This window comes from Nocardia sp. NPDC005366 (assembly GCF_040606855.1).
Taxonomy (GTDB): Bacteria; Actinomycetota; Actinomycetes; order Mycobacteriales; family Mycobacteriaceae; genus Nocardia.
This window is the reverse complement of record NZ_JBEXFQ010000013.1, coordinates 131,681-150,544: the sequence shown is the minus strand read 5'-3', so window position 1 is coordinate 150,544 and position 18,864 is coordinate 131,681. Positions and strand designations below refer to the sequence as shown.

The following is an 18,864-nucleotide window of genomic DNA, read 5'->3' as shown; positions in this document are numbered from 1 at the left end:
CGGACTCGTCCCGCGCGGAACCCGTTCGTGCACAGGCGCTCAGCCCGGAAGCCGAACCGGCATCAGCAGGTAGATGTACGGACTGGCCAGCGCGGCGAACGCGCCGGAATCGAGTACGTCGGGCTCTTCCTCCCCGGCGGGCAGCAGTACCGCCGGGCGGCTGGGAGTGGTGAATCCGAAGGTGACCCGATCGGCGTGCAGCGCGGAAAGACCGTCTATCAGGTAGCCGGGATTGAATGCGATGGTGAGCGATTCGCCGCGGAAATCGGCCTCGATCCACTCCTCCGCGCGTCCCGCGTCATCGCCGCCCGCCGACAGCAGCAGGCCCTCGGTGGAGAACTCCAGCCGAACCTGCGCGCCGCGCTCGGCGACAAGAGCGACGCGCTTGATGGCGTCGATGAGAACGGACACGGTCAGGGTGGCGATCGACGTGTGCTCCTTGGGGAGCAATTGACGGAACTTGGGGAATTCCGCGTCGAGCAGTCGGGTGGTGGTGCGGCGACCGCCGTTCACGATGCCGAGCAGGCCGTCCGACCCGCTACCTGTGCCGGTGCCGAGCGACAACTGCACCGGGGCGTCGGAGGGACCGAGTGTCTTGGCGGCCTCGGACAACGTGCGCGCGGGAATGAGCACCGAGGTCTCGATATCGCTGTTGTTCGGCTTCCATTCGATGTGGCGCACCGCGAGCCGGAAGCGGTCGGTCGCGGCGAGAACGACCCGCGAACCCTCGATCTCGACACGGATGCCCGTGAGCATCGGCAGGGTGTCATCGCGTCCCGCGGCGACCGCGACCTGGCCGACCGCCTCGGAGAACACGTCGACACCGAGTTCGCCGGTCTGCTGCGGCACCTCGGGCAGTTGTGGATAGTCCTCCACGGGCATGGTCGGGAGCGAGAATTTCGCGCTGCCGCAGGAGATCAGGACCCGGGTGCCGTCCAGCGAGACGTCGACGGGCTTGTTGGACAGCGCCTTGGTGATATCGGCGAGCAGCCTGCCCGAGACCAGCACCTCACCGGGACCGGCCACCTCGGCCGCTACCCGCATCTGCGCGGAAACCTCGTAGTCGAAGCCGGAGACGGTCAACCCGTCTTCGTTGGCGACCAGCAGCACACCGCCGAGCACGGGGACGGGTGGCCTGGACGGCAGACTGCGCGCGACCCAGGCGACGGATTCCGCGAAATCCTCTCGGGCGACCCGAAACTTCATGCCTGCAAGCTCCATCGCCCGAATTTCCTCTCCCAGTTCCGTGATCCGTGTCGGCTCGTCAGCGTGTGGTTCTCGTAAGGGGTGCTGGATCGTCCGCCCTGAAAGTCTGGCACAGGCGACCGACACCAAACCGTACCCGCGTCTGTCGCGAGCACATAGTCCGACCCGCTGTCCGGTCTTCGCGAGCACTATCCCGCTATCCCTCGATCCGGCGATCCGGCGATCCGGCGAAGGACTGCGTTGCTCCTGACTCTCGCGATCGTGAGGTCGGCTCGGATTCTGTTCCTCCTTGCTTCTCGAACGCGAGTGGTTCTCCAGCTGATACGTCCGGACCGACTTTCCACACAGCCTGTTTTCAAGAGAGATCTCTAATGAGAAGAAATGAAGTAGTAGTAGGCGCTGTGGAATCTGTGGACTGAACCCGTATTCGCAGGTGGCAGGGTGTGGCGGCGTGGGGATGACTGTCGGGTGACTCGAGGATGAACACGAGGCGTCTGTGGAGGCACTGAATCTGTCCCACGTTCATCCTCGAGTGCTCCTCGAGTTGTTCCACCAGATTCACCTGGTTGTGCACATATGTGCACCGACCCGTTGACAACTGGTGGATTCCTCGAGGACTCCTCGAGGAATCCACAAGGACAACTTACGAGATCCGCTGGTCAGTGCCTGTGTGTGAATTGTGCTGTGGACGTTGGGGACTACTGGCTGTGAGTCTTGTGCACGAACCCTGTTCCCCCACCTGTGGATGAATCGGTGCACAAACCGGTGGATTCCTCGAGGACTCCACAGGGATTCCTCGAGGAATCCACAACCAACAAAAAAGCACCGCCCCTGGTCAGGGGCGGTGCGGGGGTGTTAGTAAAGCTCAGCGCGAGCGTTGCTTGATTCGGGCTGTTAGTTCTTGCACCTGGTCGTACACCCGACGGCGTTCGGTCATCTCCTTGCGGACCTTTTTCTCGGCGTACATGACCGTCGTGTGGTCGCGGCCGAACGCCTGCCCGATCTTCGGCAGCGATAGATCGGTGAGCTCGCGGCATAGGTACATGGCGATCTGCCGAGCCTGCGCCAGCGGACGGGCCTTACCCGGACCGGTCAGCTCTTCGAGAGTGGTGTTGAAGTACTCCGCGGTCACCGCCATGATCGTGGCCGCGTTGATCTCCAACGCCGCCGTCTCCGGCATCAGGTCGCGCAGCACCACCTCGGCCAGCGGCAGATCGAGCGGTTGTCCGTTCAGGGAGGCGAACGCGGTCACGCGAATGAGCGCACCTTCGAGTTCGCGGATATTGCGTTCGACCCGGCTGGCGATCAGTTCCATGACGTCGTGCGGCACGTCGAGACGGTCCATCCGCGCCTTCTTGCGCAGAATCGCGATACGGGTCTCCAGTTCCGGCGGCTGCACGTCGGTGATCAGGCCCCATTCGAACCTGGTCCGCAGCCGCTCCTCCAATGTCGCCAGTTGCTTGGGCGGACGATCGGAGGAGACGACGATCTGTTTGTTGGCGTTGTGCAGGGTGTTGAAGGTGTGGAAGAACTCCTCCTGGATACCTTCCTTACCCTCGATGAACTGGATGTCATCGACCAGCAGGATGTCGGTTTCGCGGTAGCGACGCTTGAACGCGACCTTGCGATCGTCACGCAGGCTGTTGATGAAGTCGTTGGTGAACTCCTCGGTGGAGACGTATTTCACCCGCATGCCGGGGAAGAGCCGCTGGGCGTAATGGCCCGCCGCGTGCAGCAGATGCGTTTTGCCCAGACCGGAAGCGCCCCAGACGAACAGCGGGTTGTAGGCACGCGCCGGCGCTTCGGCGATGGCGACCGCCGCCGCGTGCGCGAAGCGGTTGGACGCCCCGATGACGAAGGTTTCGAAGGTGTATTTGGCGTTCAGGCTGGCAGAGGAGGACGGCGGTGCGGTCTCCTGGCTCTTGTTGAAATAGGTCGGCCAGGAATTCCGGACACTGACCACCGGTTCGTCGTCGCCGCGCGGCGACGGTTCCGGCTCGCGTACCGATTCGTGGGCCGCGGCGATGGCCGGATCGTCGTCGTGTTCGCGCACCGGGTCACGGCCGGGGATACGCATCGGTCCCGTTTCGGGAGAGAACAGGGATTCCTGGCCAGGCGGCCCCGCGTCACGGCGGGATGGCTGCGCGCCGTCGCGGTGCGCCGGGGCGGGCGCCTCGGGCGTGGGTCCGGCGTAATCGAGTTGGGACGGAACCTGGTAGGTATTCGTCGGGTAATCGTCGACCGGGTACTCCGGCGCGGGCACGTACTCCTGGGCGGGCGAATATTCCGGCGCCTGCGTGTATTCACGGGCTCCCGGATAGTCCGGCGCCGCCGCGAAATCGGCGGGGGCGGCGTAGCGCGGCCCCCCGTAGTCGCCGCGACCTTGGAATTCACCGCCTTGGACGCGGGGAGCCTCCCTGGTGCGCTCGGGTCTGCTGGTCATCCGGGCGTGCCGAGGGTTGGCGGCGGAACGATCAGCTGTCGGTGTGGCCGGTGCGGCGATCCGCACCCCGAGACCTTCCACCTGGGGACCGAGTCGCCTGCCGAGCGAGCGCAGGATCGGTTCACGCAGATCGCGTTCGATAGCCTCCTGGGCCAGCGACGAAGGCACCGACAGCAGGGCGAAACCCTGGGCCACGGTGATCGGCTTGACCAGCTTCAGCCAGGCCTGCTGCGCCCGCGTCACCGCCGGGATCGCCCCGTCGGCCGAACCTGCGGTGAGTTCGGCAATCACCTCGGGCCACACCGTGGCCAGCACGTTCTGCTCGTCGTCCATGCAGTTTCCTCCCCGGAATAGGTCGATAGGAGCAGACGGCCGGGGCACGCGGACATCTACCGTTGACGGTCGATAAGGTGATCCTGCGTAGTTCCGAAGCCGGGTCGGTCGCTGCTCGGTTCCCCCGGTTCCGGGCGGCGGCGCGGGCGCCGTCGGCCCTACGAATATGCCACTCCAGGGGTCTTTCCACACAATTATCCACAGATGTGGACAACTCTGGGGAAATGCGGAACCGGCGTGGATCCGGGCTGTGAAAGGCCTGTACCAGGGGTTCTTCAGCAATCATCTGGCTACGTGAAGGAGCCCTCCCCGTAGCGTACGCATAGGGGTGTGGACGAACTCACCATTGCGGGGGTGAGTGTCGCTTCCCTCGGGGGAACCGCGCAGGTCGGGCTTCCCCACCGAACAGGTGGGCCGAGTTTGACCCCCCGAGAGGCGATAAGTACCCTCGTACAGTCACCCCTTGGTGCGGTGGCGGTTCTGTGCTGGCTCTGTCCACGCGACAGATCGCCGGTGTGGTTCAACGACCATATGGTTCAACGACCGACTGTGCGCCAGGACCGACGCGCGCCGAGGATGACCTACCAAGCGATTCGTCGCGCATACGTATCAATGACAAAGCTTCGGACGCCGAAGGGCGTCCACCAACTCGAGGAGTGTTGACCGTGGCCAAGGGCAAGCGGACGTTCCAGCCGAACAACCGTCGTCGGGCGCGGGTTCACGGCTTCCGCCTCCGGATGCGTACCCGTGCGGGTCGCGCCATCGTTTCGGCGCGTCGCCGTAAGGGCCGCTCCGAACTCACTGCATGATCCTCGCTTTCGGACGCTCGGGTGTTGCCTGAGCCGTATCGGTTGCATCATCGTGCCGACTTCTCCCGGACGGTGCGCCGCGGCCAGCGAGTCGGGAGGCGAGATCTGGTCGTACACGCGCTTGTGCACGGGTACGAAGGAATCGTGGGCGCGAGTGAACGAAACAGCGATCCGGTAGTCACCGGGTCGATGGTTCGCGTTGGCGGACCGAGGTTCGGACTGATTGTCAGCAAGGCGGTGGGCTCCGCGGTGGTACGACACCGGGTGGCCCGCCGCCTGCGTCATATGTGCGCAAAGTTGATCCCGGAACTCACCGGCGAGGCCGATGTCGTGATCAGGGCGCTGCCCGGCGCGGCCACGGCTGATTCCGCCGAACTTCTCCGCCAGATTCGCGGTGCCCTGCGCAAACTCGACGTGTCGCCGCATCCCCCGGAGCGTGCGCGAGGCACACTCGATATCGCTTGCGGATCGGGTGATCGGTCGTGAGTGCAATCGCGACTCCGGGTCGGCTACTGGCGCGTGCGCTGATCTTTCTGATCGAGCTTTACCGGACCTACGTCTCCCCCACGCGGATGCCGGTCTGTCGCTTCACCCCGAGTTGCAGTGAATATGCCGTCACCGCGCTACGCACCCGCGGGCTGTTCATCGGCCTCGGATTGACGGTCGTGCGACTGGCCAAATGCGCGCCCTGGCACCCTGGTGGGTGGGATCCCGTTCCGGAGCGTCGCGCACGTAACCGGGACGAGGCAGTCGCCGACCATGCCGGCTCGGCGCCACACGCTTGTAAAGGATCACCGCGCGCGGTGATCGGCGACACGAACGACGGGAGTGCATAGAGCCGTGCTCGACTTCATTTATTACCCGGTGTCCTGGATCTTGTGGTTCTGGCATCGAGTTTTCGCGGCCATCCCCGGCCTCGGCAAGGACAGTGGCATTGCCTGGGCGCTCGCGGTGGTGTTCCTGGTCTTCACGTTGCGCGTCCTGCTGTACAAACCGTTCGTCAAGCAGGTCCGGACCACCAAGCAGATGCAGGAATTGCAGCCCCAGATCAAGGAGCTGCAGAAGAAATACAAGAACGACCGCCAGAAGATGGCGCTGGAGATGCAGAAGCTCCAGAAGGACCACGGCTTCAACCCGCTGATGGGCTGCCTGCCGGTCCTGGCCCAGGCGCCGGTCTTCATCGGCCTGTTCCATGTGCTGCGCTCGTTCAACCGCACCGGCCACGGATTCGGCCAGCTCGGTATGTCGCCGGAGGAGAATGCCAACACCGCGAACTACGTTTTCAATGCGGCCGACGTCCAGTCCTTCCTGAGCGCCCGTATCTTCGGCGCGCCGATCTCGGCGTTCATCACCACCCCCACCGCGGAACTCCAGGCGTTCGCCGATTATGGCGGCATCCCGTCCAAGCTGACTATCGCGCTCGTCGCGATTCCGCTGATGGTGATCGCCGGTCTGGCGACGCATTTCAACGCGCGCGCATCCGTGGCGCGGCAGACTCCCGAGGCCGCCGCCAACCCGCAGGCCGCGATGATGAACAAACTCGCGCTGTGGGTTTTCCCGCTCGGTGTGCTTGTCGGTGGCCCGTTTCTGCCGATCGCGATCCTGCTCTACTGGGTGTCCAACAACATCTGGACCTACGGTCAGCAGCATCTCGTCTTCGGCCGGATGGCCAAGGAAGAAGACGAGAAAAAGCAGGCCAAGCTCGAGTTGCGGGCGCAGAACGCACCGAAACCGGGCGCCAGGCCGGTCAGCACCAAGAAGAAGTCGGCAGAGTCCGACGCTGTGGTGGAGGACGCCGCGCTCGCCAATGGCACGGCGGCGGAGGCCGGACCATCGTCGAATGGCACCGCGAAGAACGTCAACCGCGGGTCCGGACAGCGCAGGCCGGGTGGTCAGAAGCGCCCGGGCAACCGAGGTCGCGCCAACCAGAAGCGGCGGCGCTGAACGCATGATCGGCCAGGCCCGCGCGGCCCGCTGATTCCTGAGCAACCCCTTGATCGCGTACCACCCGGCGGCGGTCGCCAGGCGTGCGCGACGAGCAGATGAAGGAAATCAAATGACTGTTGAGACCGACGGAGGGGACGCCACAGTGGCGACGACGATGGTGAACGCCGGGACGGAGCCCGACGACGTCGCGAACGACGCCGAGGAAGCTCTGATCGAAGAGGGCGAGATCGCGGGCGACTACCTCGAACAGTTACTCGATGTGCTGGATTTCGACGGTGATATCGATCTCGACGTCGAGGGCGACCGCGCCATCGTGAGCATCGACGGTGGCCGCGATCTGTCGAAGCTGGTCGGCCGTAACGGCGAGGTGCTCGACGCGCTTCAGGAACTGACCCGGCTCGCCGTTCAGCAGACGACCGGTGTCCGTAGTCGGCTGATGTTGGACGTGGCCGGTTGGCGGGCCAAACGCCGCGAGGAATTGAGTGCCCTCGGTACCGCGGCCGCGCAACGGGTTCTGGAATCGGGTTCGGCGGAACCGCTGGCGGCTATGACACCGTTCGAGCGAAAGATCGTGCACGACGCGGTGGCGGCCGTCGATGGGGTCAGCAGTGAGAGCGAAGGCGTGGAGCCGAACCGTCACGTTGTCGTTGTTCCCGCCTAGTTTCGAACGACTCTCGGGTGCGGACGTATTTCGTCACCCTGACGAAATACGATGGATAGGGGCCTCTGGTCTTCGGATCGGAGGCCCTATCCATATCCGGTATCCGCCTCGCTCCCCGGTCGCGGAAGTTCTGTCGCCCGGACGTATACCTGTGACCGACACGAGCTTGGAAGGATGTTTCACGTGGAACGAGATCTCGGTGGAAGCGCCGCAATGCCTGCCGAGCTGGAACCGCCGGCCACCGCCGCCGCGGTCTTCGGTGACCGATTGGATATCGCGCGTCGGTATTGCGTAGCGCTCGCCGGGTCAGGTGTCGAACGTGGACTGATCGGCCCCCGGGAGGTGCCCCGACTCTGGGATCGTCATATTCTCAATTGCGCTGTCATCGGCGAATTGATCCCCGAAGGTGCGAGCGTTGTCGACATCGGCAGCGGTGCCGGGCTGCCCGGAATCCCGCTCGCCATCGCGCGGCCGGACCTACGGATCACCTTGGTAGAGCCCCTCCTCCGCCGCACGGTATTCCTCAGCGAATTCATCGAGTCGGTCGGGCTGGACATCACCGTGGTGCGCGGTCGTGCCGAACAATCCGGTGTGTTGAAAGAAGCGGGCGGCGCGGACGTTGTCACATCCCGCGCCGTGGCGCCGCTCGCCAAACTGGCCCAATGGTCGTTGCCTCTCCTTCGCGACCATGGACGGATGCTTGCCCTGAAAGGTGTGAGCGCCGTCGAAGAATTGGAACGCGACGGTGACGCATTGGCCCGCGCCGGTGCTGGCAATGCGGAAGTACTCCAATGTGGCGTCGGCGTTGCGTCGACCCCCACCCTCGTCATCAGTGCCGTCCGACTGCCCAGAGCCGAACGTCCATCGCACCGCCGCGGGGACGAGGGGTCGGGGCGTCGGATGGGGCTCAGCAAGGGTGCTCGTGGTGATCGGGCCCGCCGCTCGCGGAACTGATCCGGCGGGGCGGGTGTGGTTGACCAACGCTCGCTCTGGGCAATGTTTCCCGTGAAACACGGATCGGCGGGTGCAGTGGTGGTTGATTGCCGATCCTGCGCATATGTCTGCCGGTCCCCGGCTACGCGAACTCGCGACGCATCAGGAGCCGTTGTCTGGTGTTGATGGCGGCCCGGTGGGACGAGTCCGCCGCTCGCGAAATGCGCTCGAGTACCGGGCTGATAACGTCAGCGGTCGATGGCGCATTCGGGTCGGGACTGCGCGGGGTTTGCGGATGAGAGCGGACATGTGCGGATTTGTCATCGGAGACGGCCGTGGGTCGCGCGGATGGAACGCAGTCTCTCGTCTGGCCTCGCAGAATGACGCGAGTGGATGATGTCCTTGCCGCGTACTGCTCCTCCTGGCTCCGTGCACGCCAAGTCAGGTTGATCGACTGCGAATGCTGCTCCGTCCCCATCGGTTGGGTTCGGTTCTGTGCCTCCGGGCTCCGTACGTGCCGGTTCGGCATGCGTCCGATGCGACTGGTTTCACCGGCATGATCCGCTTGCGCCCATCGGGTGTCGTTTCGATGGGCTCTGTGTCGACCGCTTTGTCTGGCTGCGTCGCGATGACTGACGCGCCCGGTGGAGGGGCGATGGGCGCGCTGCGACGGTGGTGCGTGATGATAGGCCAGCGGTGGGTGCGTCGTTACGAGCGGGCGACGATGGGGCTACCGCAGGAGCGGGCCGCTGATCCGTTGTGCCACGTGAATCCGGGTGATGTCACGCCGTCCCGGTGAACATGGACGACTGGTGCCGCAGTCGAGTCGGCGGTGGCGGTGATGATCCGATGCCGTCCCAGTGCTGAATCGCCCTGCCCCTGTCTCTGAACCCGGTTCTGCACCACGGGGTTTCTGTCCCTTTGCTTCTCTGGCAATTGGTTCTGTATCGACCGATCGCGCCCACCCGAGGATGCATCGCCTGTATCGAGGCCAAGATCCACTATCGCGGCGTGCGGCTGGAAGTATTGCGCAAGGACCTCGACTCCGAGACATCGCGACGTATTCACCGCGCGCTTGGCGAGTGGGTCGCCGACTGCGGTATCCGCCGACCGAGTCTTGCCAACCGCCGTATTCATTCGATGCGGACGATCATGTCCACCCGTATCGATCTTCGGGGACTCCCCCGTGTAGTTCGTGATCGACACCGGGATCCGAATCGCTTGCCCTGCCATTGGGTCTTGCCGCTGCGGTGGGGCGTCCAGGTGTGCGATCGCTCGCTCGTTCGGTCTGGAGCGACACTCTCGGCAATTCGTCGTCAACGGTCGGAATGCGTTTTGGAAATCACGCATGCCGACGCGATTCGGCTGTAGCGATTTCGGTCGGGGGCGAGCTACCGAATCGATCCGGCCCGAGGGAGACGAGTGACCGAATAACTCCGGCCGCAGAATTCGTCGCTGTCGAAAATGGACCCTCAGTGGCTCTGTGCACATCGGGCTCGAGCCGGGGTGTAGTCGTTCCGTTCAAAGACCTCGATGTATCCAACTCGACGGCTCTTGCTACCAACCGTGGAGGTCTTCGACGCAGGGCTCCAATCAGATATGCGAACCACCAGAGCCCGAGCTGATATCGTCCGGCACCGGCACCCAAACTGGATGCGGTGCATGGGCGGTCGTGGCTTCGACAACGGCGGGACTAGGAGACCCCACACCGGTCGGCCCAGAAGATGCCGAATTCTCGCCGCTCGCCCATTGATACAACGCCGGATGACAAGTGCCTGCCGCGCGGATCTTCTGGATGAGTCCGGATTCATCGGCCATATGCGGACTCCATGCCGCACACTCCCTCGGTGGCGGTGGCGGTGGCGGTGGCGGTGGCGGTGGCGGTGGCGGTGGCGGTGGCGGTGGCGGTGGCGGTGGCGGTGGCGGTGGCGGTGGCGGTGAACCCGTACGAAACGCTGCTGTTCCAGCAGCCGAGGGGGTTGCGGCAATCCAGAACTGCCACTAGTCACCCCGCGCACGGCCGATCCCGATCCCGGTCCCGGCATCGATCCCTACTACGGACGCCCATCGATCGTGCCCCGGGATACGGTGACAGCGCTCAAACCCATGACTGTTATCACGGTGTCGTCCAGCAAGTTCGACCACGATCGCACCCAGCTGGAGCACCCTTCGCCAATTGCGTCACTGTGATGAAAAGGCGGGGGACTCGGATGCGCGCTCGCTCGTTGCGCCGCAACACCATCGCCCCACATGGCAACGCGACCGCATCCTCGCCCGCGGTGGCACCCGGGGCTCATGACCGATGTTTCATGTGAAACATGGCGAACTTTACTGATTTTCAACGCGGGTTCGGCGTGTCCTATGCGTCTCACCGCGATTCAGCTTTCTTATCGCGCTCGGTGCTGGCAAGCTAGTGAGCGTCGGGCGTCAGCGTGGGTGCCACGGAGGATGTAGGTGTCACAGCGGCGCGGGCTCCGCTCGCTCGGTCGGACTCCTCGGTCCCAGGTCGAGCATCGTGTTTGGATCCGGCACAGCTGTTGAAGACGCGGCGTCGGCTTCTGTCCGTCGCACGCGGTCTGAGTTTCTCGGGTTAGGAGCTGTCTATGTCGAGCGGTCCGGCGAATGTTTCACGGGAAACGACGTCGCGCGTGCCGGGGATGCTGGACTCCAGCAGTCTCGACGCGGAAGCATTCGGAAGCACACCGTTCGGGCACATCTCCCCCAGCGAGACCCCGATCGCAGCCGAGGCCCAGCGCGCGAGTCAGATATTGCATCCAGGAAAGGTGACAGTGCCGAAACCGCACGAGCAACGGATCATCACCATCGCCAATCAGAAGGGTGGCGTTGGGAAGACGACAACGGCTGTCAATTTAGCGGCTGCCCTGGCATACCAGGGGATGACGGTTCTCGTGATCGATCTCGATCCGCAGGGGAATGCCAGCACCGCCCTCGGCATCGACCATCACTCCGGCGTTCCGTCCAGTTACGAACTGCTCATCGGCGAGGTGTCGGTCAGCGACGCCATCCAAACGAGTCCGCACAGCGAGCGCTTGCTGTGCATTCCCGCCACCATCGATTTGGCCGGCGCCGAGATCGAACTGGTGTCGATGGTGGCCAGGGAGGGGCGGCTCAAGGCTGCCATCCAGGAGGCGAATATCGCCGGCTACGACATCGACTACGTCATGATCGACTGTCCGCCCTCGCTCGGTCTGCTGACTGTCAACGCGATGGTCGCGGCGAAGGAGGTGCTGATCCCCATCCAGTGTGAGTACTACGCGCTGGAGGGAGTCGGTCAGCTGCTCCGCAATATCGGGTTGGTGCAGGCGCATCTCAATCCCGATCTTCATGTCTCGACCGTGATTCTCACGATGTACGACGGACGCACCAAATTGGCCGACCAGGTCGCGGAGGAGGTCCGCGGACACTTCGGCGATATCGTTCTGCGATCGGTGATCCCTCGCAGTGTGAAGGTCAGCGAGGCGCCGGGCTATGGAATGACGGTTCTCGATTATGATCCAGGCTCCCGGGGTGCGATGAGCTACCTGGATGCCGGTCGGGAAATGACTCAGCGGGCGACGGCGATGGCCCAACAGATCGCGGACGGCGCGTAACCCATCCGGGTGGCGGTTTTCTGGTGGCGCAAAAAGAAGGGATCGGTAGGCCGATGAGTCAGGCGAAGAAGGGCGGACTGGGGCGCGGTCTGGCGGCGTTGATCCCGACGGGGCCCACGACCGCGCAGGGGCTCGGTAGCGCACCGGGGCTGGGCAGCGCGGCGGCGAATGTCGTTATCGGGCTCGATCCCATTGGCCCGCAACCGGCTTCCGCCTACCTCCATCGTGTCCCCGACCCTTCGGACAGCACCGAGGACGAGACCGAATTGGCCGCGGGCGGCGCGGTCTATCGCGAGATCGCGCCGGACCAGATCGAGCCGAATCCGAAGCAACCCCGCCAGGTTTTCGAAGAAGAGGCGCTGGCCGAGCTAGTTCACTCGATCCGTGAATTCGGCCTGATGCAGCCGATCGTGGTCCGCCGGGTCGAACCGGGTGTGGATCGCTATCAGCTCGTCATGGGTGAGCGGCGGTGGCGTGCCTGCCAGGAAGCGGGGTTGGAGGCCATCCCCGCCATCGTGCGGGAGACGGCCGACGGGTCGATGCTGCGTGACGCGCTGCTGGAGAACATCCACCGGGTCCAGTTGAATCCGTTGGAAGAGGCGGCGGCCTATCAACAGTTGTTGGAGGAGTTCGACGTCACCCACGAGGAGTTGGCGACGCGGATCGGGCGGTCTCGTCCGGTTGTGACGAATATGATCCGCCTGCTGAAGTTGCCGATCCCGGTGCAGCGGCGGGTGGCGGCAGGTGTGCTGTCCGCCGGCCATGCGCGGGCGCTACTCGGGTTGGAGGCAGGTGCCGACGCTCAGGAGGTGCTCGCGGCCCGCATCATTGCCGAGGGGCTTTCGGTGCGAGCGACCGAGGAAGCCGTCACGTTGGCGAATCGGGATCCGGATGCCGCCGCTCCCCCGGTGCCGCGTCGCAAGCCGATTCATATGCCCGGCCTACAGGATGTGGCCGAACGTCTGTCGGAATCTTTCGATACTCGGGTCACCGTGAGCCTGGGTAAACGGAAGGGCAAGATCGTCGTCGAGTTCGGTTCGGTGGAAGATCTCGAGCGCATTGTCTCCCTGATGGAGCAACAACAGCTCGGTATGTGAAGTAGTGAAAAATCAGCCCCGTGTGGCCCGGTACCAGGGGCATGGTGCTAAAACGTCACTGTGACAGCTCCCTGGAAAAGCGCCCCGGTGGCGCGCGCGAGGGCTCCTGACCAACAGCACAGCGATATGGGAATGAGGCGGGTTTTTGTTGATCGCTTATTCTTGCTGGCGAGAAAATAGTGATGCGGCGTGATCGAAGAATCGGATAGCTGGAGGCTGAGCAGAGCGGTGTCGACCAGCGTCACAGCACTTACCCTCGGCGGAGTGGATCAGCTCCCGGCGCACGCCCGGCGCTGTGTGTTCTGGGAGATCGATCCAGCGGTCGCCGAGGACTCCCGCGAGTTCAGCGATCCGGTCTTCGAAAAAGAGGCATGGCTGTCCACCGTCATGTTGGAGTGGGGGTCGTGCGGCCAGCTAGCGAACGTCGACGGCAAAGTCGTGGGATGTGCGCTGTACTCGCCGCCGAGCGTGGTGCCGCGCGCCGCACTCTTCCCCACCTCCCCCGTGAGCCCGGACGCGGTCCTGCTGACGACGCTGTGGTCCGAATATCCCTATCGGGATGGCGATGTGGCCCATCGGCTCGTGCAGGCTGTGGTAGCCGATCTGGTGCGCCGTGGCGTGCGAGCGCTGGAGGCATTCGGTATTCGCAACGATTCGCCCGCCAAGGCCATGTCGGATCGCAGCGTCGGTTCCATGCGGTTGATGGAGCGAATCGGCGCACCGGTCCGGAAATCGCGCTCCGCCGGATGTTCACCCGAGACCTGCATGATCGAGGCCGACTTCCTGGAGGATGTCGGTTTCGAAGTGGTCGCCGCTCACCATCGGTTCCCGCGGCTGCGTTTGGAGCTGAACTCCGATCACGGCTGGAAAGAGGACGTCGAGCGTGCCCTCGACCAGTTGCTTGCCGCAGCCTCACTGAGCGAGGCGACACGCGTCGGTGCGCCCTGACCCACCCTGAGGAGACCAATGCGCCCCTGTCGACACGTGGTCGGCAGGGGCGCACTGTATTCGGGAAGTATCCCTAGACCCGGTCCGCCGCCGCGAGTTCCTCGGCCAGCAGCTCCGCGAAAGTGTATGTGCCGGTGGGCTGGTCGTCCTGGCCGAGCAGGTACAGCCGCTTGACCGAAATCAGTATGGCCTCGGCGATGACGTCGCGCATCCTCGGATTGATGAGCACCGAGGCGTCGTAGTCGTTGGTGAGGTAGCCGATATCGACCTGGACCGTCGGCATCTTGGTGAGTCGCAGCAGATCCCAGGTGCGCGAATGGGTCCGGCAGTCCTGCAGGGAGGTTCGGGCGACCACTTCGCGCTGGATGAACCCGGCCAGTACCTGACCGATCATCGAGACCGAACCGTGCGAATTGCCGAAGTGGAATCCGGCGACGCCATTGGCGAGGGGACTCGGATTGCTCGCGCACCGCAGCGAGATCATCAGATCGGCGTCGAAGGCGTTGGAGGTATCCGCACGCTCGGCATCGGTGGGGTTGGCGCCCCACGGCCGCGAGAGGAAGGTCTCCATACCGGTGGCGGCCATGCGGCCCTCGAGGCGGCTGGCCAGATCCCACAGGATCTCCGACTCGTACACGTCACCGAATTCGGAGGGCACCGCATACCCTTTGTCCGGCCCGCCGAGACCGGGATCGATCACGATCCGCTTACCCGTCAGCTGCGGACCCGCGCGGTGCACGACTTCCTCTTCGGCGATCCGATGTGGATTGCCGCCGGTGACCCTGGAGCCGAGCAGTTCCAGCGACCGCAACGTATCCGGGCCGCAGATGCCGTCGGAGGAGAGTCCGATCTCGCGCTGGAACGCGGTGAGCCCCTCGTGGGTGTGCGGGCCGAAATAGCCGTCGACGCGGTGGACGTAGAACCCGAGATCCTGGAGCCTGCGCTGCAGGGTCGCGACGTCGTCTCCGTAGAGCGGGGCGGAGAGCTGGTAGATCAGCGTTCGCGCGCCGAGACGATAGGACGCCTCCTTGAGTGCCCGATATGTCGCGGGGCCGACCACGCCGTCGACGAGCAGACCACGATGCTGCTGAAATGCGCGGACGGCGGAGTCCAGGTGGTGATCGAAGGAGGCTTCGGTATCTTTCCAGTACTCTCGCGTATCCGATTGGTCGTCGCCGATCGCGTGCGCGTGGAGGAACCCGAGACTTGCCAGGGTGCTCCGAACCTCTGCAACGGCTGGACCTGAATCGCCGTGACGAAGTCGGTGCATGCGTGAGAGCCCTTCCCTTCCGTCAAACCCGGGTACCCACTCATGCGTTGGGATACACCTTCGACCGGAGCCGTGTTCGATCGGCACCGTTCGCGGCCCTGCGTGGTTATGCACGCTACCGCGCCCGGGCCCGTCGTTCACGGCGCGTGGTCGATTGTCTCAGACCTGACCCGGAATCCGACAATTACCGGGGTCCAGGCATCTTACGGCGCGTCGCCGGACGGCGGCGTCCTTTGGAGAATCTATTGCACAACGGCTTTCGCGCCGCAGCGTCAGATGACATCCTCGAGTTCGCGCAACAGGGCGGCTTTGCCCTTCGCTCCGACGATCTGCTTCACCGGCTTTCCACCGGAAAACAGCATCATAGTGGGAAGGGAGAGGATCTGATAATCACGGGCGGTGCCGGGGTTGGCGTCGACGTCGAGTTTTGCCACCGTGAGCTTGTCCGCATGCGTGCCCGCGATCTCCTCCAGCACGGGAGCGACCATCTTGCACGGTCCGCACCACTCGGCCCAGAAATCGACGAGTACCGGCTTCTCGCTGAGCAGGACGTCGTCGGCGAAGGACGCGTCGGTCACGGTGACCGTGTTGGCACTGTCGGCCATGGGAATATCTCCTTGCGGTGGTAGAGCGTGGTGACGAGATCGGTCGGCGGGCCCGGTATTCCGGTCGGGTATGTCAGACGCCCGCGACCGGTCGGCCGGCGTGGTCGAGCGTGTTGGAGGTGATATCGCCCTGCTCGGCCAGCCAGCGCTCCGCGTCGATGGCGGCGCGGCAGCCGGTGCCCGCGGCGGTAATCGCCTGCCGGTAGGTGTGATCGACCAGATCACCCGCGGCGAATACGCCGGGCACATTCGTCGCGGTGGACGGATGCTCCACCTGCACGTAGCCCTCGTCGTCCAATTCGACCTGCCCCTTGACCAATTCGCTGCGCGGGTCGTGTCCGATGGCGACGAACAGACCGGTCGCGGGCAGTTCGGATTCCTCACCCGTGCGGGTATCGCGCAGGGTGAGGCTGGTGACGGCCGTATCGCCGTTGACCTTGGCGACTTCGGCGTTGAGCCGGAACCGGATCTTCTCGTTGGCCTTCGCGCGCTCCAGCATGATGCGTGAGGCGCGGAACTCCTCGCGGCGGTGCACGATGGTCACGGTCGCGGCGAATTTCGTGAGGAAGGTCGCTTCCTCCATCGCCGAGTCACCGCCGCCGACCACCACGATGTCCTGGCCCTTGAAGAAGAAGCCGTCACAGGTGGCGCAAGCACTGACACCGCGGCCGAGCAGTTCCTGCTCCCCCGGTACGCCGAGGTAGCGGGCGGCCGAACCCATGGCGAGGACGATCGCGTATGCCCGGTAGGTCTCGTCACCGACCGTCACGGACTTGATCGGACCGCTGAGATCGATCGCGTCCACGTCCTCGGTGCGGATGTCGGCGCCGAATCGCTTGGCCTGCTCGCGCATCTCGTCCATCAGGTCCGGGCCCATGATTCCTTCGCGGAAGCCCGGGAAGTTCTCGACCTCGGTGGTCGTCATCAGCGCGCCGCCGAATTGGGTGCCCTCGAACAGCAACGGCTGGAGTTCGGCGCGTGCGGCGTAGACCGCTGCCGTGTAGCCGGCGGGTCCGGAGCCGACAATGATGAGGTCGCGAACTGGCGTGCTCATGAGGCCCTTCCGAAAAGAAAGCTAGGGAACATGGGGAATCAACAACAGCGTAAACGGGCTTGTTCCCGCGGTGTCAGCGCTATGGCTGACCCTATTATGCCCAGTGAGCAGGGCGAGGAGCCGACCGTGTGGCCCGCGGTCAGCCGATATCGGTGACGTTCTTCACCTGCGGATCGCCGGTCGTGCAGCCGGGACCGACGACCAGCGCGGTGATTTTCGGCGGATTCGGGCCGCTGAGCAGGATCAGCACCGCGGCACCGCCTCGATAGGTCATATCGGTGGAGCCGAGAACGGCGCGTTCCAGGCCCGCCGCGTGCACGCAGTCGGTCAGGGCGGTACGGCTGCCCAGTGGCCCGCTGACGTCGTTGCGGCCGAGCGCGGCGAGCGCCACCGTGACGATCGGGTCGTCGTCGGGGCTGCCGGCGGTCGCGGTGGGGCCTGCGGTCGGCGCGGACTCGTCGCCGCGCAGGAGCTGTGCGGCCACGCTCCCACCCCCGACGACAGCGACGGCGGCAGCCGCGGCGGCGAGCCACCGCAGCGACATGGTGCGGCGTGGACGCGGGGATATCGGTGACGCGAGGTTCACCGTGTCACCGGTTTCGAAATGTCCCGACGCGGCTTCGGACGCGAGCGGCAGCGTGCGGATGGTCGCGACCCGCTCGGTGGGCCCTTCGCTCAGGTCGAGCTCCTCGAGGAACCGCTCCATCCGCGCCGCCACATCGGCGGGTATGGGGTGCAGTACGCGGTCATCGCGGCCCAACGCGCGCACTCGGTCGCTCACGGCGTCGAGCGCGTTCAGATAGCAGGACGCGTCCGAATCCTCGCGTGCCGCCGACCACAACCGCGCCCCCAGTTCGGGTGCCACATTCCCGGCGTGCAGGTCTGCCAGCAACTCCGCGGAGAACGGAGGCTGCGGTACGGACCGGATCGCCATCGCACCTCCATTGCTTTCTTCCGACATCGTTCTCGTCCGACATCACGCTGTTCGGGGCTGTCACCGATTTCGCCCCACCGAAGGGGAGGCACCGCACTGAATATCGCTTCGTGTTTCGTCACTATTAATGACGCACCTGGACTACTTCCGGTTCCCTGGATCGCGGAGAAATTCCAAATGTTCCTGTAGCCGTTGTCTGGCACGCGCGCACCGGCTTTTGATCGTTCCCTCCGGCACCCCGAGCATCACGGCCGCATCGGCCACGCTATACCCCTCCAGGTCGATCGCGACCAGGGCGGTCCGTTGATCCGGCGGAAGCGCGAACAACGCGCGATCGACGACGAGCGATATTTCCAGCTCGGCGAATTCGTCGCGCTCGTCGGCCGGTTCGGGAATGGTCTCCGGTGACAGCGACACCGCGCGCCGAGTTTTGTTGCGCCGGATGCGGTCCAGGCACGCGTTGACGACGATCGCGTGCAGCCAACTGCGGACCTCCGCCTCCGCCCGGAACGAACCGGCGGTGCGATGGGCCGACAGCAATGCGTCTTGAAGGGAATCCGCCGCGTCCTCGCGCGTGTAGGAGGTGCGCAGCGCCGTCTGCCAGAGATGGTCGTTATGTCTGCGCAATATTTCGGCGAAAGCGTGTCGCTGGCCGCCGACGTGGGCGCGCAGGAGGTCGACATCACTCATGTCGTCGGGCACGAACGAGCGTGCACGGTTCGTGACCGGCCGTGACTTCCCCCCGCGGGAATCCTCGTTCAATTCGGACGACAAACCCATACCCCTCGGACAGCGCTCACGTGGGTGACAGATCTACGACCGTCACCGAAAATTTCGCAGCATCCAGGATCGAGACACCAGATCCCGGGAAGCTCCCCTGCTGTGAGAGCGCGAAGGCATCATACCGGGCGGCACGAATCGGCAGCAACCGACGAGGACGGCCGCGGCACGGGGTCGACACGTGCGGGCGGCGGAGGAAAAAGGGTGTGCGGGTTCTGCTTACGGCGCGTTTC

17 protein-coding genes are annotated in these 18,864 nt (G+C 64.7%); 9 read left to right on the top strand and 8 right to left on the bottom strand.

The window, feature by feature from the left end:
• Positions 1 to 39: 39 nt before the first annotated feature.
• Together dnaN and dnaA are read right to left on the bottom strand one after the other, a co-directional pair.
• On the bottom strand, positions 40 to 1,221 hold the full coding sequence (dnaN, locus tag ABZS43_RS17415) for a DNA polymerase III subunit beta (protein WP_355036902.1): 1,182 nt from the start codon (positions 1,219 to 1,221) through the stop codon (positions 40 to 42).
• Between the two features lie 850 nt (positions 1,222 to 2,071).
• Positions 2,072 to 3,982, bottom strand: coding sequence for a chromosomal replication initiator protein DnaA (dnaA, locus tag ABZS43_RS17410; RefSeq protein ID WP_355036901.1), 1,911 nt, complete (start codon positions 3,980 to 3,982; stop codon positions 2,072 to 2,074).
• A 665-nt stretch (positions 3,983 to 4,647) separates the two neighbouring features.
• On the opposite strand from dnaA, the gene rpmH reads away from it, so the two are divergent.
• The 6 genes from rpmH to rsmG all read left to right on the top strand — a co-directional run bounded on the left by rpmH (position 4,648) and on the right by rsmG (position 8,353).
• Positions 4,648 to 4,791 (top strand): 50S ribosomal protein L34, encoded by a 144-nt coding sequence (rpmH, locus tag ABZS43_RS17405; protein ID WP_071932098.1) that lies wholly within the window; start codon positions 4,648 to 4,650, stop codon positions 4,789 to 4,791.
• Positions 4,792 to 4,812: 21 nt separating this feature from the next.
• Complete coding sequence (gene rnpA, locus ABZS43_RS17400) at positions 4,813 to 5,277, top strand: ribonuclease P protein component (RefSeq protein ID WP_355036900.1); 465 nt, start codon at positions 4,813 to 4,815, stop codon at positions 5,275 to 5,277.
• On the top strand, positions 5,274 to 5,627 hold the full coding sequence (yidD, locus tag ABZS43_RS17395; protein ID WP_355036899.1) for a membrane protein insertion efficiency factor YidD: 354 nt from the start codon (positions 5,274 to 5,276) through the stop codon (positions 5,625 to 5,627). The genes rnpA and yidD overlap by 4 nt, the downstream gene beginning before the upstream one ends.
• A gap of 4 nt (positions 5,628 to 5,631) precedes the next feature.
• On the top strand, positions 5,632 to 6,735 hold the full coding sequence (gene yidC, locus ABZS43_RS17390; RefSeq protein ID WP_355036898.1) for a membrane protein insertase YidC: 1,104 nt from the start codon (positions 5,632 to 5,634) through the stop codon (positions 6,733 to 6,735).
• Positions 6,736 to 6,892: 157 nt separating this feature from the next.
• Positions 6,893 to 7,399, top strand: a complete 507-nt coding sequence (locus ABZS43_RS17385) for a protein jag (protein ID WP_355036946.1) — start codon at positions 6,893 to 6,895, stop codon at positions 7,397 to 7,399.
• Between the two features lie 174 nt (positions 7,400 to 7,573).
• Positions 7,574 to 8,353: a 16S rRNA (guanine(527)-N(7))-methyltransferase RsmG gene (gene rsmG / locus ABZS43_RS17380; protein ID WP_355036897.1), complete on the top strand. Its 780-nt coding sequence runs from the start codon at positions 7,574 to 7,576 to the stop codon at positions 8,351 to 8,353.
• A 1,786-nt stretch (positions 8,354 to 10,139) separates the two neighbouring features.
• On the opposite strand, the gene ABZS43_RS17375 is transcribed toward rsmG, so the two are convergent.
• A complete protein-coding gene (locus ABZS43_RS17375; RefSeq protein ID WP_355036896.1) occupies positions 10,140 to 10,334 on the bottom strand; it encodes a hypothetical protein in 195 nt (64 codons plus the stop codon).
• Positions 10,335 to 10,935: 601 nt separating this feature from the next.
• Here ABZS43_RS17375 and ABZS43_RS17370 point away from each other — a divergent pair.
• From ABZS43_RS17370 to ABZS43_RS17360, 3 genes are all read left to right on the top strand, one after another.
• Positions 10,936 to 11,943 carry a ParA family protein gene (locus ABZS43_RS17370; protein ID WP_355036895.1) on the top strand — a complete coding sequence of 336 codons (1,008 nt, stop codon included), beginning with the start codon at positions 10,936 to 10,938 and terminating at the stop codon, positions 11,941 to 11,943.
• 53 nt (positions 11,944 to 11,996) lie between these two features.
• On the top strand, positions 11,997 to 13,040 hold the full coding sequence (locus tag ABZS43_RS17365; protein ID WP_355036894.1) for a ParB/RepB/Spo0J family partition protein: 1,044 nt from the start codon (positions 11,997 to 11,999) through the stop codon (positions 13,038 to 13,040).
• 228 nt (positions 13,041 to 13,268) lie between these two features.
• Positions 13,269 to 13,988: a GNAT family N-acetyltransferase gene (locus ABZS43_RS17360; RefSeq protein WP_355036893.1), complete on the top strand. Its 720-nt coding sequence runs from the start codon at positions 13,269 to 13,271 to the stop codon at positions 13,986 to 13,988.
• A gap of 73 nt (positions 13,989 to 14,061) precedes the next feature.
• Here the strand turns inward: ABZS43_RS17360 and ABZS43_RS17355 are convergent, their stop codons facing one another.
• The 5 genes from ABZS43_RS17355 to sigM form a co-directional block, all read right to left on the bottom strand.
• Entirely contained in the window at positions 14,062 to 15,258 is a 1,197-nt protein-coding gene (locus ABZS43_RS17355; RefSeq protein ID WP_355036892.1) for an N-acetylmuramoyl-L-alanine amidase, read from the bottom strand.
• A gap of 272 nt (positions 15,259 to 15,530) precedes the next feature.
• A complete protein-coding gene (trxA, locus tag ABZS43_RS17350) occupies positions 15,531 to 15,863 on the bottom strand; it encodes a thioredoxin (RefSeq protein WP_355036891.1) in 333 nt (110 codons plus the stop codon).
• Between the two features lie 73 nt (positions 15,864 to 15,936).
• Entirely contained in the window at positions 15,937 to 16,917 is a 981-nt protein-coding gene (trxB, locus tag ABZS43_RS17345) for a thioredoxin-disulfide reductase (RefSeq protein ID WP_355036890.1), read from the bottom strand.
• 139 nt (positions 16,918 to 17,056) lie between these two features.
• Positions 17,057 to 17,851 (bottom strand): hypothetical protein, encoded by a 795-nt coding sequence (locus tag ABZS43_RS17340; RefSeq protein WP_355036889.1) that lies wholly within the window; start codon positions 17,849 to 17,851, stop codon positions 17,057 to 17,059.
• Between the two features lie 141 nt (positions 17,852 to 17,992).
• Positions 17,993 to 18,541: an RNA polymerase sigma factor SigM gene (gene sigM / locus ABZS43_RS17335; RefSeq protein ID WP_355036945.1), complete on the bottom strand. Its 549-nt coding sequence runs from the start codon at positions 18,539 to 18,541 to the stop codon at positions 17,993 to 17,995.
• Positions 18,542 to 18,864: the final 323 nt, after the last annotated feature.

Coding starts and splice junctions, on each gene's coding strand:
- sigM (WP_355036945.1), bottom strand. CDS start 18,541: ATGAGTGATGTCGACCTCCTGCGCGCCCACGTCGGCGGCCAGCGACAC.
- ABZS43_RS17340 (WP_355036889.1), bottom strand. CDS start 17,851: ATGGCGATCCGGTCCGTACCGCAGCCTCCGTTCTCCGCGGAGTTGCTG.
- dnaN (WP_355036902.1), bottom strand. CDS start 1,221: ATGGAGCTTGCAGGCATGAAGTTTCGGGTCGCCCGAGAGGATTTCGCG.
- ABZS43_RS17370 (WP_355036895.1), top strand. CDS start 10,936: ATGTCGAGCGGTCCGGCGAATGTTTCACGGGAAACGACGTCGCGCGTG.
- ABZS43_RS17355 (WP_355036892.1), bottom strand. CDS start 15,258: ATGCACCGACTTCGTCACGGCGATTCAGGTCCAGCCGTTGCAGAGGTT.
- rsmG (WP_355036897.1), top strand. CDS start 7,574: ATGTTTCACGTGGAACGAGATCTCGGTGGAAGCGCCGCAATGCCTGCC.
- ABZS43_RS17365 (WP_355036894.1), top strand. CDS start 11,997: ATGAGTCAGGCGAAGAAGGGCGGACTGGGGCGCGGTCTGGCGGCGTTG.
- dnaA (WP_355036901.1), bottom strand. CDS start 3,982: ATGGACGACGAGCAGAACGTGCTGGCCACGGTGTGGCCCGAGGTGATT.
- trxA (WP_355036891.1), bottom strand. CDS start 15,863: ATGGCCGACAGTGCCAACACGGTCACCGTGACCGACGCGTCCTTCGCC.
- ABZS43_RS17385 (WP_355036946.1), top strand. CDS start 6,893: ATGGTGAACGCCGGGACGGAGCCCGACGACGTCGCGAACGACGCCGAG.
- trxB (WP_355036890.1), bottom strand. CDS start 16,917: ATGAGCACGCCAGTTCGCGACCTCATCATTGTCGGCTCCGGACCCGCC.